The 12,962-nt window shown below is 58.4% G+C and carries 12 protein-coding genes, 1 tRNA gene and 1 riboswitch; of the genes, 9 read left to right on the top strand and 4 right to left on the bottom strand.

Annotation, left to right across the window (positions count from 1 at the left end; all coding sequences use genetic code 11):
- The first annotated feature begins 60 nt into the window (after positions 1-60).
- The 8 genes from CJ187_RS05580 to CJ187_RS05615 all read left to right on the top strand — a co-directional run bounded on the left by CJ187_RS05580 (position 61) and on the right by CJ187_RS05615 (position 8,209).
- On the top strand, positions 61-1,467 hold the full coding sequence (locus tag CJ187_RS05580; RefSeq protein ID WP_199171091.1) for a cytochrome c biogenesis protein ResB: 1,407 nt from the start codon (positions 61-63) through the stop codon (positions 1,465-1,467).
- The gene (gene ccsB / locus CJ187_RS05585) at positions 1,464-2,366 is read left to right on the top strand and encodes a c-type cytochrome biogenesis protein CcsB (protein WP_102216654.1); all 903 of its coding nucleotides are present in this window, start codon (positions 1,464-1,466) and stop codon (positions 2,364-2,366) included. The genes CJ187_RS05580 and ccsB overlap by 4 nt, the downstream gene beginning before the upstream one ends.
- 9 nt (positions 2,367-2,375) lie before the next feature.
- Complete coding sequence (locus CJ187_RS05590; RefSeq protein WP_102216655.1) at positions 2,376-2,942, top strand: TlpA family protein disulfide reductase; 567 nt, start codon at positions 2,376-2,378, stop codon at positions 2,940-2,942.
- 22 nt (positions 2,943-2,964) lie between these two features.
- Positions 2,965-3,582: a nucleoside/nucleotide kinase family protein gene (locus CJ187_RS05595; RefSeq protein ID WP_199171092.1), complete on the top strand. Its 618-nt coding sequence runs from the start codon at positions 2,965-2,967 to the stop codon at positions 3,580-3,582.
- Between the two features lie 202 nt (positions 3,583-3,784).
- On the top strand, positions 3,785-4,771 hold the full coding sequence (locus CJ187_RS05600) for a carbohydrate ABC transporter permease (protein ID WP_102216656.1): 987 nt from the start codon (positions 3,785-3,787) through the stop codon (positions 4,769-4,771).
- Positions 4,768-5,649, top strand: coding sequence for a carbohydrate ABC transporter permease (locus CJ187_RS05605; RefSeq protein WP_233187364.1), 882 nt, complete (start codon positions 4,768-4,770; stop codon positions 5,647-5,649). The genes CJ187_RS05600 and CJ187_RS05605 overlap by 4 nt, the downstream gene beginning before the upstream one ends.
- A gap of 50 nt (positions 5,650-5,699) precedes the next feature.
- A complete protein-coding gene (locus CJ187_RS05610; protein WP_102217045.1) occupies positions 5,700-6,992 on the top strand; it encodes an ABC transporter substrate-binding protein in 1,293 nt (430 codons plus the stop codon).
- Positions 6,993-7,099: 107 nt separating this feature from the next.
- On the top strand, positions 7,100-8,209 hold the full coding sequence (locus CJ187_RS05615; RefSeq protein ID WP_102216657.1) for an ABC transporter ATP-binding protein: 1,110 nt from the start codon (positions 7,100-7,102) through the stop codon (positions 8,207-8,209).
- Between the two features lie 105 nt (positions 8,210-8,314).
- On the opposite strand, the gene CJ187_RS05620 is transcribed toward CJ187_RS05615, so the two are convergent.
- From CJ187_RS05620 to CJ187_RS05635, 4 genes are all read right to left on the bottom strand, one after another.
- Positions 8,315-8,390 (bottom strand) — tRNA-Arg (locus CJ187_RS05620).
- A gap of 180 nt (positions 8,391-8,570) precedes the next feature.
- Positions 8,571-9,494, bottom strand: coding sequence for a universal stress protein (locus tag CJ187_RS05625; RefSeq protein WP_102216658.1), 924 nt, complete (start codon positions 9,492-9,494; stop codon positions 8,571-8,573).
- 229 nt (positions 9,495-9,723) lie between these two features.
- Positions 9,724-10,482 (bottom strand): C40 family peptidase, encoded by a 759-nt coding sequence (locus tag CJ187_RS05630; RefSeq protein WP_102216659.1) that lies wholly within the window; start codon positions 10,480-10,482, stop codon positions 9,724-9,726.
- A 7-nt stretch (positions 10,483-10,489) separates the two neighbouring features.
- Positions 10,490-10,628: riboswitch (cyclic di-AMP (ydaO/yuaA leader) on the bottom strand.
- Positions 10,629-10,847: 219 nt separating this feature from the next.
- Positions 10,848-11,540 carry a metal-dependent transcriptional regulator gene (locus CJ187_RS05635; RefSeq protein ID WP_102216660.1) on the bottom strand — a complete coding sequence of 231 codons (693 nt, stop codon included), beginning with the start codon at positions 11,538-11,540 and terminating at the stop codon, positions 10,848-10,850.
- A gap of 273 nt (positions 11,541-11,813) precedes the next feature.
- Here CJ187_RS05635 and serC point away from each other — a divergent pair, with 273 nt between their 5' ends.
- Complete coding sequence (gene serC, locus CJ187_RS05640; RefSeq protein ID WP_102216661.1) at positions 11,814-12,956, top strand: phosphoserine transaminase; 1,143 nt, start codon at positions 11,814-11,816, stop codon at positions 12,954-12,956.
- Positions 12,957-12,962 lie beyond the last annotated feature (6 nt).

The following is a 12,962-nucleotide window of genomic DNA, read 5'->3' on the forward strand; positions in this document are numbered from 1 at the left end:
AGAAAACGTAAAACAGAAACCGGAAGACAAATAACCGCAATAGAAGGAAGGGAAGAAGCTGTGGAGCAACCTTCACGCACCGAACCAACCGTGAGCGTGCGCAACGTGTTCAAGAGCGTGTACCGCATGCTTTATTCCAAAGTCCTTGGGATCGTCGTGATCCTCGCGATGGCGGCATTGGCGCTGGTGGGCACCATGTTGATGCAAGCTCCGATGTCGAAGCGGCACGACCCAGAGGGGTACGCGCAGTGGCTGCAGACGGCAGATCAAAAATACGGGATCTGGTCGAAACTGTTCGACGTCCTGGGGTTTTACAACCTGTGGACCTCCCCCTTATTCCTTGCGGTCACGTTCCTGCTAGGCCTGTCAATTATTGCCTGCACGCTGCATCGCATGCCCGTGATTTGGCGTAAGTCCATGCGTCCGCGCATAAACGTGTCAGACCGGTTTTTTGAACACGCACAGTACCGCGCGCAGATTCCCGTCAGTGTAGACCCGGCGACCGCGGAAGAAATTATGCGTTCGGCCATGCGTAAACGCCACTTCCGGGTGCTGCCCGCAAAGGAGCGTCGCGTGTACGCGGACAAGAACCGCTTCGGCCCATTCGGCACCGCGATTGCGCACGCCAGTTTCGTAATCATCCTCCTCGCGTTCGCCGTTTCGGGGAACACGGGTTTTGAGGAAACCATTGAAGCCCCCGTCAACACCCCCAAGCCGGTGGGTGGGAACACGGGGCTCACCCTCACCGCCACCTCCTTCAAAGACAGTTACGACAAGGATGGGCACCCCCTCGACTACGTCAGCCACCTGGTGGTGTCCGAAGGCGACCGAGTGCGGGGCCAGCAGGACGTGCGGGTTAACTCCCCCCTCGTGGTGGACGGCGTGCGTTTTCACCAGTCTTCCTTCGGTATCGCCGCCGTGGTTAACGTGAAAAAAGATGGTCATGAGGTCTTTGCTGGCGCCATTCCCCTCAAGTACTCCGACGATGAGCAGACGAAAGCGATTGGCCGGGTCGACCTTGAAAAAGAGGATCTGCAGATCATTCCCGTGACCGCGGCGTCGGGCCGGCCGTCACCGGAAATCGCGCCCGGCACTGCTCTGGTGGAACTGTACCGGCTATCCACCGGCGAACCGCTCGCACACGAAGTAATTACGCAGGGGAAAACCGCGAAATTAGAAGGGTACGACGTAACGTTTGACCGCGAACAAACGTACACGGGAATCCTGGTGCGTGAAGACCCGGGGACAACTTGGATGTGGGTGGGGTCCGCACTCCTCATTATTGGGATGCTCATGACATTTGGGATGCGCCACCGCCGCCTGTGGGGGCGCGTGAGTGACCGCGCCGACGGAGCAGTCATCCACCTCGCATCCGTTGACACTTTGGACACGGTTTACGAACGTCAGTTCCGCCAACTCGTCCACGACATTGACCAAGCTGCCGCAAGAAAGGCTGAAAACCAATGATTTCAATGCTCATCGCACAATACGCGCTGGTAGTGGCCATTATCTTTACGGTCCTCGCCCTGGGGGCGCAGATCCTGGTGGTTACTACCCGTCAGCAGCAAACCGCCGCGCAAACTTCCCGTGCCACCGTGAGCGTGGGGGACGGCCCCGCCGAATACGTCAGCAGTGAAGCCCCCGGCAGTGCTAAAGAACGCAAGTACTATTTCTACGCCGTTGCGTTCACCGCGGTCGCATTCGTGCTCCTCACCGCCTACCTGGTGCTGCGGATGATCCACACTGGGCACGGCCCGTTCGCGAACCAGCATGAGTTCTCCGTCGCGTTCGGCTGGGGCATCCTCCTGGCGCTCCTGTTCTTCATGTGGCGTTACAAGGTCCGTACGATCGCCCTGTTCGTTCTGCCCGTAGTCGCCCTCATGTTGATTTACGCTACGCAGCTGGACACGGAAATCCGCCCGCTAGTACCCGCGTTGAAAAACAACCTGCTGCTAACGTTCCACGTGGGGTTCGCGGTAGTTGCCTACGGGGCGGCGTGCGTGTCGTTCGGCGCGGCAGTGGTCTACCTGGCGCTGCCCTACCTACCGTTCAAACGCCTTCCCCGCCCCGAAGTGCTTGACGAAGTCGGTTACCGCGCCGCAGCCTTTACGTTCCCCCTGTTGACGATTATGATCATCCTGGGGTCCATTTGGGCGAACGTCGCGTGGGGCCGCTACTGGGGGTGGGATCCGAAAGAAACCGCTTCGTTCGTCACCTGGCTCATTTACGGCGCGTACCTACATGCCCGCGTCACGCTCAAATGGAAAGGCACGCGTTCGGCAGTGCTCCTAATTCTGGGTTTCGTGGCAGTATTGTTTACATACTTCGGGAACCACTTCTTCGATTCCCTACATTCATACGCGTGAGGAGGGCACATGGTGCACAACCCTGCGGAGAATCCCACCCCTAAAAGTGGGAAACCGACCACGGCCGTGAACTTCGGTGTCCTCGCGATCATTATTGTCGCGGTTGTGGCAGCCGTGATCTTTACGCAAACCGGCCGCAATAAGGACACGCAAGTTACGCCTCAGGCGCAAGAAGAAACACAAGTTACGCACCTACCGCAGTTCACTGCGAAAGACTTAGATGGGCAAACGTTCGACTCGAAATCTCTGGCGGGCAAACGCACGTGGATCGTATTCAACGCCACCTGGTGTTCGTCTTGCCGTGCGGAAATCCCGGAGGTGCAGCGACTGGCGGAACGCAACGACGTGGAAATGCTTGCGATCTACTTGAACGAAGACCAGTCAATCGTGGCGCCGTACGCGCAGCGGTTAGGGCTGACGTACCGGCAGATTCCCGACCCGGATGGGAAGATCACTGCGTCTTTTGGCATAGTGTCTGTTCCCAGCCATGTGCTCATCGGAAAAGACGGGTCTGTGCAGATGCAGCACCTGGGTGGGATCAGCGAAAAAGAGATTGAGGACGCGCTCGAAAACTAGCGGCAACAGGGTAGGAATACACATGCAGATTTTGAACATTGAGGACCTCCACGGGCGGCTGCGTACCCTGGAGGCAGCGACGTCGGAACGCGTGCTCGTGGGCATTACGGGGGAACCGGGCGTGGGGAAAACAACGCTCGCTGAGTCCCTGCTGGGGCCCGCGGTGGGGTGGGTTCCGATGGATGGGTTCCACCTTTCCAACAATGTTTTAGAACAGCTGGGGTTGCGGGCGCGCAAGGGAGCACCTGAAACATTTGACGCCCACGGGTACGCGGCGCTGCTGCGGCGCCTGCGGCACGAAACGCAGTTCCCGGTTTACGCCCCGGTTTACGACCGCGCGGCAAGCGCCGCCATCGCCGCCGGCACCGCGATCACCCCCGAGCACCGCGTAGTCCTATCCGAAGGGAACTACCTGCTGCTCGACACGGACCCGTGGGCGGAACTGCGCGATATCTTCGACGAAATCTGGTACCTGCAACTCGACGACGACGTCCGCCGCGAACGTCTACTCGCGCGCCACATCGCTTCCGGGAAAACCAGTGCCGCAGCCCACGACTGGGTAGAACACGTAGACCAGGTGAACGCCGCGCGCGTGCGCGAAACAATCGGGCGCGCAGACCTAATTGTCCGCGGCCGCTAGAACGCCCGCGGTTCCTAGGGCGATTCCGGCTGCTGCGACCGGGTTTGCGGAAAGTATTGCGCAAAATAAGCTGAGAAACGGTAACTTAAATCACTAAACCTAGGACTTTCTTCCTTTCCATCCGTTAACCTTGCATTAACACACCGGCCCTATAGTTTCACAGTAGAACTTGATAGGGCCTCTTGTTACAGCAAGTAGAACTATGGAAAAGACTTCATCAACACCAACACACACTTCCACGCAGTCACCTGCGGGCACGCCAACAGCATCGGCGTCTTCGGAAACTAAAACTCGTAAACCCCCACGATCGGACCGGCCAGACCGATCCGAAATGTGGCTCGCGATCATACTTTTAGCACCCAACTTAGTGCTGCTCGCGATCTTCACTTACCGGCCTTTGATCGACAACTTCAGACTGTCGTTCACTAACTGGAACATCTCTTCAGATTCGTTCGACTGGATCGGTTTCAACAACTACGTGGAATGGTTCCGCTCCCCCACCACGTGGCAAATCGTTTCTAACACCGTTATCTTCACGCTCGCCGCCGTGCTCGGATCGCTCGCACTCGGCCTCTTCCTCGCGCTCATCCTCGACCAGAAACTGCGTGGCCGCGGGTTCGTCCGCTCCGTCGTGTTCGCCCCCTACATCATTTCTGGAGCCGCAATCGGGATTGCATTCCAGTTCGTATTCGACCCGGCAGTCGGCCTGATTTCAGACATCATGGTGCGCCTGGGCTACACCGCCCCCGACTTCTACCAGCGGCCCGGCTGGGCCCTGCTGATGATCACCACCACGTACATTTGGAAAAACCTCGGGTACACATTCGTCATCTACCTCGCCGCATTGCAAGGCCGGCGCACAGACCTCGACGAAGCCGCGGAAATCGACGGCACCCCCGGTTGGCGCCGTTTCACCAAAGTACTACTGCCCCAACTGCGGCCCACCACTTTCTTCCTGTCAATCACCGTGCTTCTCAACTCAATGCAGGTGTTCGACATTATTAACGTGATGACCCGCGGCGGACCTCAAGGGACAGGCACAACCACCATGGTGTACCAGGTGTACCAAGAAACCTTCGTGAACGCCCGCGCCGGTTACGGCGCAACCGTAGCGTCAATCCTGTTCCTCATCCTGCTGGTGATCACCCTCATCCAGGTACGTTTCATGCAGAAAGGTGAACGGCCGTGAAATGGTTCCGCCGCGAAACCGGCACCCAACCCGATGAACAAACACACTTCCAAAGCCAATCCACAGCCTTCAAAGTTATCGGTTACATAGCCATGGCCGTGGCTCTGCTTGGAATTCTCGTGCCGATCTACTGGATTCTCGCTGCTTCATTCAAAACCCAGCCGGACATCTACACGGTGCCCGCCAACTATTGGCCCGACCCGTTCACCACCGAGAACTACCACACGGTCCGCACCCAAATCCCCTTCACCTCATACCTGCGGAACTCCGTGATCATTACCGTAGTGCTCTCCACCGTAAAAATCGTGCTCGGCGTCCTGTCCGCATACGCGCTGAGCCTACTGCGATTCCGCGGCCGCAACCTCGTGTTCATCATCGTCATCGCGTCCCTCATGGTTCCCAACCAAATCACCGTGATCTCAAACTACGCGATCGTCGCGGACCTCGGGCTAAAAAACACGTTCGCGGGCATCATCCTGCCACTTGCCGGCACCGCATTCGGCACGTTCCTAATGCGCAACCACTTCCTGTCTCTCCCCAGCGAGATTATTGAGGCAGCCCGCATGGACGGCGCGGGCCCACTCAAGCTCCTCACGCGCGTGGTACTGCCCATGTCCTGGCCCACCCTGTCCGCATTCGCGCTCATCACGATTGTGAACGACTGGAACGAATACTTGTGGCCATTCCTCATGAGTGACGACGAACGCACCGCCCCACTGCAAATCGGCCTCACGTTCTTGCAAAACAACGAAGGCCTCACCAACTGGGGGCCCGTGATGGCAGGGACCGTGCTCGCCGTCATCCCCGTACTCGTCGTGTTCTTACTCCTGCAAAAGAACATGATTAAAGGCCTCACCTCCGGGGCCGTGAAAGGTTAAAAACTTGTCCGCACTCTCCCAGGTTTGTGCAAGATAAAGAAAAGGAAATCATGAAACTAAGAAAGATGCTCGTCGCCACCGTCGCAGCTGGCGCACTTGTCCTCAGCGGCTGCGCCGGCGGAAGCGGTTCCGGAACTAAACAAAACGACGCTTCCGGAGATGTCACAATCGATTTTTGGTCAAACCACCCCGCGAACTCCCGCGAAACCGAAACCGAGCTGATTAAGGCGTTCGAAAAAGAGAACCCGAATATTAAAGTCAAGCTCACCGACGCGGGTAAAGACTACGAAGAAGTCGCGCAGAAACTAAACGCGGCCCTGTCTGGCTCCCAGGTGCCGGACGTGGCGATCGCATCGGACGTGACATGGTTCAACTTCGCGTTCCAAGGTCAAGCCGCACCACTGGATGACCTCCTGAAGAAGGTCGATGCGGACACCGCTGATTACGTCCCAAGTTTGTACGACGAATACAAGTTTGAGGGCTCGCACTACGCCGTACCATTCTCTCGCTCCACCCCCCTGTTCTACTACAACAAAGAACTGTGGAAGAAAGCTGGGCTACCCGACCGCGGCCCCAAGACGTGGGAAGAATGGGATACCGACTTCGCACCGAAACTGAAAGAACTCTCCGGGGTAACCCCACTGTCGATTCCCGATGGCGCGTCCTACATGGACTGGTACTTCCAAGGCATGCTGTGGTCCATGGGTGGGTCCTACTCGAAAGATTGGGAGATGAACCTCTCCTCCCCCGAATCTGTTAAAGCCGGCGAGTTCTTGCAAAAACAGTTCAAAGACGGATACTTCGCGGCTGCTAAAGACGCGACCGTGACGTTCACTTCCGGTAAAGCCGCCGCCATGCTGGAATCCACGGGGTCACTGCAGAACGCAGCCAAAGATGGGCGCGTAGACATCGGTACCGCGTTCCTCCCCGCACCAGAAGGGGTGCCCGGTGCCTCCACCGGTGGGGCGGGTCTGTTAATTCCGAAGAAGTCGAAGAACCAAGAGGCAGCCGCGAAGTTCATTGCCTTCATCACAAACGCGCAGAACACCGTGAAGTTCTCGCAGGCCACCGGATACATGCCGGTGCGCACCTCCGCGGTTGAACTACCGGAAACGAAGGACTACGTGAAGGAACACCCGAACTTCAACACGGCTTTGCAGCAGCTACCTGAAACGCAGAAGCAAGATGCGGGACGCGCATTCGTCCCCGGTGGCGGCGCACGGATCGGGGCTGCGCTAGATAAGATCGCGCAGGGCGCAGACGTGGCAGACACGTTCAAGGCCCTCGATGAGGAACAGCAGACGATTATCGACCGCGATATCAAACCGAAACTGAAGAAATAACTCCAGGCCGGGTGCTGCTACGCCAAGTGTGGCAGCACCCGTAGAACTGGTTTCAAACAGTTACTGCAACTAATCAACATAGTTAAAAGATGTAAAGGACTTCCCTCGTGGCAAGTGTTACGTTCGACAAAGCGACCAGGCAGTTCTCTGGCGCCCCAAAACCCGCTGTTGACCAGCTGGACCTAACCATTGAGGACGGTGAATGCGTGGTTTTCGTTGGGCCCTCAGGCTGCGGAAAATCCACGTCCCTACGCATGGTCGCGGGCCTAGAACCCGTAACTTCCGGACGGGTACTGATAGACGGTAAAGACATGAGCGGGCGGCGCCCCCGGGAACGGGACGTGGCCATGGTGTTCCAGTCTTACGCCCTGTACCCGAACATGACGGTGGCGCAGAACATGGCGTTTGCCCTCGAGAATAAGAAGGTACCGAAATCTCAGATTGACGAACGCATCAGCTGGGCGGCAAAACTGCTGCAGTTAGACGACCTGCTTGGCCGCAAACCCGCGGCCCTGTCTGGGGGGCAGCGTCAACGCGTTGCCATGGGCCGGGCGATCGTGCGTAAGCCAGCGGTGTTCTGCATGGACGAGCCGCTGTCTAACCTCGATGCGAAACTGCGGGTCACGATGCGCGGTGAGATCGCGGCGCTGCAACGCGAGCTCGGGGTCACAACTGTGTACGTGACCCACGACCAGACGGAAGCCATGACGATGGGTGACCGCGTGGCCGTGATCCGCGATGGGCAGCTGCAACAGGTGGCGCCACCGATGGAACTGTACTCCAACCCAGTGAACACGTTCGTCGCGGGTTTTATTGGCTCACCGGCAATCACTATTTTCGACTGCCCCCTGGGGGCGGACGGGTCAATCCAGATCGCGGGGATGCGCCTGCAGGTGCCGCGCGACGTGGTACAGAAGGCGCGGCAACACGTGTTGGTGGGGATTCGTCCGGAGGCGTGGCGTCCCGCATCAGAATCAGAGCAGGCTCTGACGATAACGGTGGACTTGGTGGAGCTGCTCGGTTCGCAAGCGTTCGTGTACGGCACCCCCGCCCCAGGTGATGGCGCGGCCGGACACGTCCCCACCTTCACTCCGGAGCGGATTGCGATGGCGCTGCCGAAGAAGCACTCTGCGGCTGCTGGGGGTGTTTACCGCGCGAGCGTTGACCCGGCAGACGTGTACTACTTCGATAAAGAAACTGGGCAGACACTGCGCTGACCGCAACCAGGCATAGTCTCGGCCCAAAGTCGATTCTAAAACCAAAAGGCCCCTCCTGCCCTCTTCCGGTGGGAGGGGTCCTTTATTATTTGCGGTGTGTTGTTGTGGTGCCCCCGAGACGATTCGAACGTCCGACACCCGCTTTAGGAGAGCGGTGCTCTATCCCCTGAGCTACGAGGGCCACTTCCCCACTCGATAACCCCGGTGGTCTTGATGACCCCGATGCCTCAACTGCCTCAATCGACACGATGACCTCAATGGTCTTGATAGTGGGGAACTAACTGGTCTAGTTTAACAGTGTTACCCGCGGTAAACCGAACTGGTGTTGTCGATTCGGTTGGATTTTATGGGCCGACCTGGTTTATTTGCGTTCCCACGAGGGCACGTCGTCTTCGTCGGGTTCGTTACTGGAGGGCACCACCATAACGGGGCACGTGGAGTGTGCCAGCACTGTTTGCGAGGTGGAGCCAAGTAGGAGACCTTGGAAGCCACCTTTGCCCCGGTTCCCCACGACAACCAGGTCCACAGCCGTAGAGAATTCTGTTAACAGTGCGGCTGGGGAGCCGTCGAGCACGTGTTGGTAGACCGCCACCTTGCGGCCGTCCAGAGCCTCGTTAATCGCACTGTCTAACCCTTCCGTTATCGACTCGGTCAGTGCCTCCCGGTCTACAGTGGCAGGTAACCACGCGAACATGCCGGTACCGGACGCCATCGGGATGGCAGCCACGGCCGTGAGTTCACAGTCCCACGTCTGTGCTTGATCCACGGCTGCACGGAGCGCGTTCGACGCCGTTTCGGACCCATCGACGCCCACGACAATCCGTTTAACCGGGGTGAATGGGGATCCGGATGTGTGGCGAGGCACCACTACCACGGGGCAGCGCGCGTGCGCAGGCAAGGCGGAAGAAACGGTGCCGAGTAACCGGTCGGCTAGCCCACCGTTTCCTTTTGACCCAACGACAATCATGTCGACTTCTCGACTCGTTTCTACGAGCACGCCAGCGGGGTCCCCCGGTTCGATCGAACCGCTCATGTCGACACCTTGTTCACGGCCGATTTGCACGGCTTCGTCAACGGCCTGCTGCGCGTTCTTCTTCAACGCTTCATCATCAGTTGGGGTGAAGCCACCGTCGAGCGCTGCGGAACTGTATGACGCGAGCGCGTACGTGCAGATCACGTGCACCATTGCACCGTTTTGCAACGCTAGCGACACGGCCCACTCAACCGCCCGCTTGGACTGGTTTGAACCGTCGACGCCAACCAAGATTACTTGTTGCCTGGTCATTACTGCCTCCTAAAAGAGTCCTAACTCTATTTTGCCCTGAAAATTCTCGTCGCGAGCAAAGATGAAGTTGAACCGGCGGATTAGATCGCGCAAACATCCGGCCTCCGTGCGTTGTACGGCCACGTGTTGCGCTGACAATGTTTTGAGGGTCCGGCTGCTACCGGACCCTCAACGATTCAATTATCCCAACTGCCGCGGTTAAGAAAGATCTCTCGCTACGATTGGGTGCTTACAGTCGGACGAACTCGTGGTAGGCGCCCATCACGGGGCCGTACTGCACGCCCATACCAGGATTGAGCGCTTCCACGACCATGCCGTTACCCGCGTAGATCGCTACGTGGCCGTAGGGGTAGTAAACGATGTCACCGGGTTTCGCTTCCGCTGCCGAAACTTTGGTGCCCATCTGTCCGATTCCACCGGATGAGTGAGGCAGGTTGTAACCCAGTTGTGCGAACACGTACTTCACCAGGCCGGAGCAGTCGAAACCAGCGGGGGATTCCCCTGCCCACACGTAGGGCGAACCCACGTATTGCATGGCGATACCAACCGCGCCACCCGCGGTGCTGGCAGGAGCTGCCGTGTGCTCCGCACCGGCTACGCCTGCGTCTGCGTCCGTGCGCTGCGCGCGGTCTGCGGCCGTGGTGCGGCCAGCGAGCGCGTCTTCAGCTGCTTCGGTGGTTACCTGCGGGGTTTGAACTTCAACGGCGAGTTCATCTGAAACTGTCCACGAAACATCTTTGGGGGCAACCACAGCGGGGTTAACGGACGGCGAAACAGCGCGGTCTATCGTCACGTTCGCAAGTGGTTTTTTGCCTAGATCTAGGTTCGTGTCAGGGGTTGCGTAAGCGACACCGGTTCCTACAGCTGTGATGGCCATACCGGTTGCGGATACGACCGCTGCGGAACGCTGTCCAAGTTTTGCATTCGTCAAAGGCGTTACCGGTCGGCATGCGCGCCGATGGCGGGCCTTATACACGTTTTTTGCCACTATGTCTTAGTCTCCTCGAAACGAGCCTGCGAGGTAAGCTGTCGGGTTAGAGATCGAGATTCTCCGCCAGAGACTGGCTTCACCCCAAGGGATGCTTCCCACATTTGGGTCCCCCGCGCTCCACCTTTCTGCGGGTTCCTACTCGAAGCAGATGGAGCCTCGGCTTCAACGAGTAGGAGTTGGGACCTGATTAACCCAACAGGAATAACAATATACGAGAAATAACGGAATTGTCACATCTTGATAACGGATGTGAATAGATCCACTTGAAACGCGCACACACACCCGGTTGCGATCCCGTTTACCCGGTCAAAAACACTCTTGTTTCCCAGTCAAAAACACTCTTGCGGCCAGCGCTCGCGTTGCTAGTTGCGTTCCACAAACACGTGAGGTTCCAGGACCTCGGGGACTGCGACGTACTCATCTTTTTGCTGCCCATCCACGTTGGGGTGCAGTTGCACTTGCCCGCGAGCAAACTCCGCGCACATCACCCACCCGGGTTTTACCCCAAGTTTCGCGTATTCTTCGAGCACCTGCGCGTCGGCTTGGGCGGGTTCACCGAGGCGCGACAAAGTTAGGCCGCATACGCTCGCCCCTTCGCCCACAGCTTCGCGAATGGATGCGAGGGAAACTTCTTTTTCGTTCAGCTTTCCAGCTCCGGGCACAGGGTTTCCGTACGGGTCGTATTCAGCATTCGGCAGCAGGCCGGTGAGGCGTTCTTCCACCACTTTCGACATGACGTGTTCCCACCGGCACGCTTCTTCGTGTACGAGGTCTACGCGTAGTCCGATTACGTCTAGTAGGAGGCGTTCGGCGAGCCGGTGTTTGCGCACCACTTCGCGCGCGAGGTCGTGCCCTTCGGAGGTGAATTCCAGGACCCGCCCCTCCCCTACTGTTACGAGTCCGTCGCGTTCCATGCGGGCGATCGTTTGCGACACGGTGGGGCCGGAGTGTTCCAATCGTTCCACGATACGGGCCCGCATTGGGGTCACGCCGTCCTCAATCATTTCGTAGATTGTTTTTAAGTACATTTCGGTCGTGTCGATTAGATCGCGCATTCGAAGCCCCTTCTTGCTGGTACTGTTCCAGTTTGCCAGATGCTTGCAGTATTATCACGAGGTTTTACTTCGCGCAGCGCAAAACTGTCCATCGGGCGTGATACGTGCAACATTGGGACCTTTGTCGTCCCGATGATTGGACTGCGTTTCAGCTTCCATATTTACCGGATTTAGGTAACGCCAGCGGCGTTTAATGCGAGGCAGTGGGCAGCGGGGGTTGTGTACACCCGCACAGATTCTGGTTTTCCCCTGCGCTGGCTTAGATTGGAAGGTATGGAGCACGCAGTTTCTTCCCCTGTTATTCCCCCGCATCTTCTGCCGGCTGATGGCCGGTTTGGGGCGGGCCCGTCGAAGGTTCGCGCGGAGTCGATTGCGCAGATTGGGGCGTGTGGCCTGATGGGCACGTCGCATCGGCAGGCTCCGGTGCGTTCGCTGGTTGCGCAGATTCGCGAGATGGTGCGTGACTTGTTTGCGCTTCCCGCTGATTATGAGGTGGTGCTTGGGAACGGGGGTGCCACGGCTTTTTGGGCGGTTGCGTGCACGAGTTTGATTCACCGCCGCAGCGTGTTTGCGACGTTCGGTGAGTTTGGGTTCAAGTTTTACGATGAGGCTCGGCGCACCCCGTTCTTGGACGCTCCGGCACGTTTTGACGCGCCTGCGGGGCAGTTAGCGACGGTGGAGCCGGTTGAGGGTGCGGACGTGTATGCGTGGCCGCACCATGAGACATCTACGGGGGTGTTGGCACCGGTTCGGCGGCCGGTGGGTGCTGAGGGTGCGTTGGTGCTGGTTGATGCCACGTCGGTGGCGGGCGCGGTAGAGGTGGATGTGGGGCAAACTGATGCGTATTATTTTTCGCCGCAGAAGGCATTTGGGTCCGATGGTGGGTTGTGGGTGGCGGCGCTGTCGCCCGCGGCGATTGAACGGGCCGCGCAGTTGGAGCGGCTGACTGACCGGTGGATGCCGCAGTTCCTAAATTTGAATATTGCGGTCCGTAATGCGCAGAAAGACCAGACTTTGAATACCCCTGCGTTAGCGACGTTGGTGATGCTGCACGCGCAGCTGCAGTGGATGCTAGACGCCGGTGGCCTTCACGCGTGTTTTGAGCGAGTTAAAACCAGCACTGACGCGGTTTATGCGTGGGCGCAGAACCGGCCGTTCACTACTCCGTTCGTGGCGGATGAGTCCCTGCGATCCCCGGTGGTGGCGACCATTGATTTTGAGGGGGTAGACGCCGCTCAAGTGGCCCGCGTGTTGCGGGCAAACGGGGTGGTGGATGTGGAGCCGTACCGGAAGTTGGGGCGCAACCAGTTGCGCATCAGCACGTTCCCCGCGGTAGACCCCGCGGATGTGACGGCACTACTGAGGTGCATTGACTGGGTAGTAGACAACGTGTCCTCTACGCGTGCGCGTCAGTAGGGTCAT

Source organism: Gleimia hominis (assembly GCF_002871945.2).
Classification (GTDB): domain Bacteria; phylum Actinomycetota; class Actinomycetes; order Actinomycetales; family Actinomycetaceae; genus Gleimia; species Gleimia hominis_A.

What these genes read in the sequence shown, in the direction of transcription:
- CJ187_RS05635 (WP_102216660.1), bottom strand. Translation starts at nt 11,540, where the DNA reads ATGCGCGATCTAATCGACACGACCGAAATGTACTTAAAAACAATCTAC.
- CJ187_RS05590 (WP_102216655.1), top strand. Translation starts at nt 2,376, where the DNA reads ATGGTGCACAACCCTGCGGAGAATCCCACCCCTAAAAGTGGGAAACCG.
- ccsB (WP_102216654.1), top strand. Translation starts at nt 1,464, where the DNA reads ATGATTTCAATGCTCATCGCACAATACGCGCTGGTAGTGGCCATTATC.
- CJ187_RS05625 (WP_102216658.1), bottom strand. Translation starts at nt 9,494, where the DNA reads ATGACCAGGCAACAAGTAATCTTGGTTGGCGTCGACGGTTCAAACCAG.
- CJ187_RS05610 (WP_102217045.1), top strand. Translation starts at nt 5,700, where the DNA reads ATGAAACTAAGAAAGATGCTCGTCGCCACCGTCGCAGCTGGCGCACTT.
- serC (WP_102216661.1), top strand. Translation starts at nt 11,814, where the DNA reads ATGGAGCACGCAGTTTCTTCCCCTGTTATTCCCCCGCATCTTCTGCCG.
- CJ187_RS05600 (WP_102216656.1), top strand. Translation starts at nt 3,785, where the DNA reads ATGGAAAAGACTTCATCAACACCAACACACACTTCCACGCAGTCACCT.
- CJ187_RS05595 (WP_199171092.1), top strand. Translation starts at nt 2,965, where the DNA reads ATGCAGATTTTGAACATTGAGGACCTCCACGGGCGGCTGCGTACCCTG.